Origin of the sequence: uncultured Blautia sp., assembly GCF_902497045.1 — a bacterium.
In the GTDB taxonomy this organism is placed as follows: domain Bacteria; phylum Bacillota; class Clostridia; order Lachnospirales; family Lachnospiraceae; genus Blautia_A.
Genome location: NZ_CABVDF010000373.1, coordinates 1 through 1,524, shown reverse-complemented (window position 1 = coordinate 1,524; position 1,524 = coordinate 1). Strand labels below are relative to the sequence as shown.

The window sequence follows — 1,524 nt, the reverse complement described above, 5'->3', positions numbered from 1 at the left end:
ACTGCTCTATCCACTGAGCTACAGGTGCATAAACATATTTCGTTGAGATATATAATATCACATTAATTTATAAAAGTAAAGATTTTTCTTTTCTGTGCACAATTGCAGAAATTTTCCCTCTGCTGTTCAAATTTCATTTTTCCGTTTTCATAAAAACTGAGGCACAGAGAACTCTGCGCCTCACATGAATTTTCAGGACTGTTTTTTCAGATCACTGTAGGTTGTCCCTGTCTGCAATTCGATTCCATTTATCTTTGCAAGTTCATGAACTGTTACAAACTGGTAGCCTTCTTTGATCATTTCCGGAATGAAAATTTCTGCGGCATCTACAGATGTACTGAAAATATCATGCAGCAGGATGATCGATCCATCCTCAGTCTGAGAACGTACAATTTCTGCAATTTCCTGAGGATCCTGGCTTTTCCAGTCCAGAGTATCTATAGACCACAGGATCATAGGTGTTCCAACAACAGATTTTACAGTTGAATTGACAGAACCATATGGAGGACGTACAACTGACGCTCCCTGTCCTGTAAGTTCCATAAGGAGATTGTCAACCGCACCAATTTCCGAAGATATATCCTCTGGTGACAATCCGGTAAGATCTGCATGAGAATATGTATGATTTCCCAGTTCACAGCCTAACTTTTTCATTCGTTTTACTTCATCAGAAAAATATTCAATCTCTTTTCCCACCATAAAAAAGGTAGCTTTTGCCTTATTTTTTTCCAGACAATCCAGCAGTCTGTCTGTAAAAGAACTCGGTCCGTCATCAAAAGTCAGTGCAACATATTTCTTTTCCTTTTTTACAGGCTTTTCTTTTGATGTTTTTGTCTGTTTTGAAGCTTTTGTATCTTTTTGTACTTCTTTTTTCTGTTCCTTTTCCGGCTGATAGCCTTTTAATGATCCGTCTGATAAGAGTTCATAACTTTTTCCGCCTGTAGTAATGATACCAGTCTGCATGATCCCATCCAGGTCCATGAAATAACGCTTTCCGTTGTCTTCTACCCATCCGGTCTGCATGATTCCATTCGAATCAAAAAAATATTTTTTTCCGTCTGTATCCGTAAGCCATCCTGTGTAGGGTGCACCATTGACCATAAACATCCAACTGCTTCCACTTGACGTCCAGATACCGCTGCTGGCTTCCGGAGATGCCTTGATCAAAACCGGAGTTGCTGTAGGCGCTGCAGAAGGCAAAGGAGATACCTGAGCAGAGGCCTTTTCTTCTTCCGGAGCTTCGCTTTTGTGAGACAAAAGCTCTCCCGTATCATCTGCCGTAAAAAGTTCAATGGTTTCATCCTTAAGTTTTGAAGGAACTGCTGTTGTCTGCCGAAACAGATAGCCGCATCCAAAACAGAGCAGGACAGTAAGCAAAAGCAGGAAAATATTAATCCGCTTATTGCCGCCTGGCATATTTTTTCCTCCTCTTATTTTTTACACCACCGTGTCTTTCCCTATCATACAATAACCGACAAAAAAATACAACCCTGCCTTATATTTGCTTGTTGATAATAAATCAGA

At 40.1% G+C, this 1,524-nt stretch carries 1 protein-coding gene; it reads right to left on the bottom strand.

What is annotated here, in order from left to right:
- Nucleotides 1–192 precede the first annotated feature (192 nt).
- Complete coding sequence (locus tag RDS42_RS14800) at nucleotides 193–1,416, bottom strand: polysaccharide deacetylase family protein (RefSeq protein ID WP_308784322.1); 1,224 nt, start codon at nucleotides 1,414–1,416, stop codon at nucleotides 193–195.
- Nucleotides 1,417–1,524: the final 108 nt, after the last annotated feature.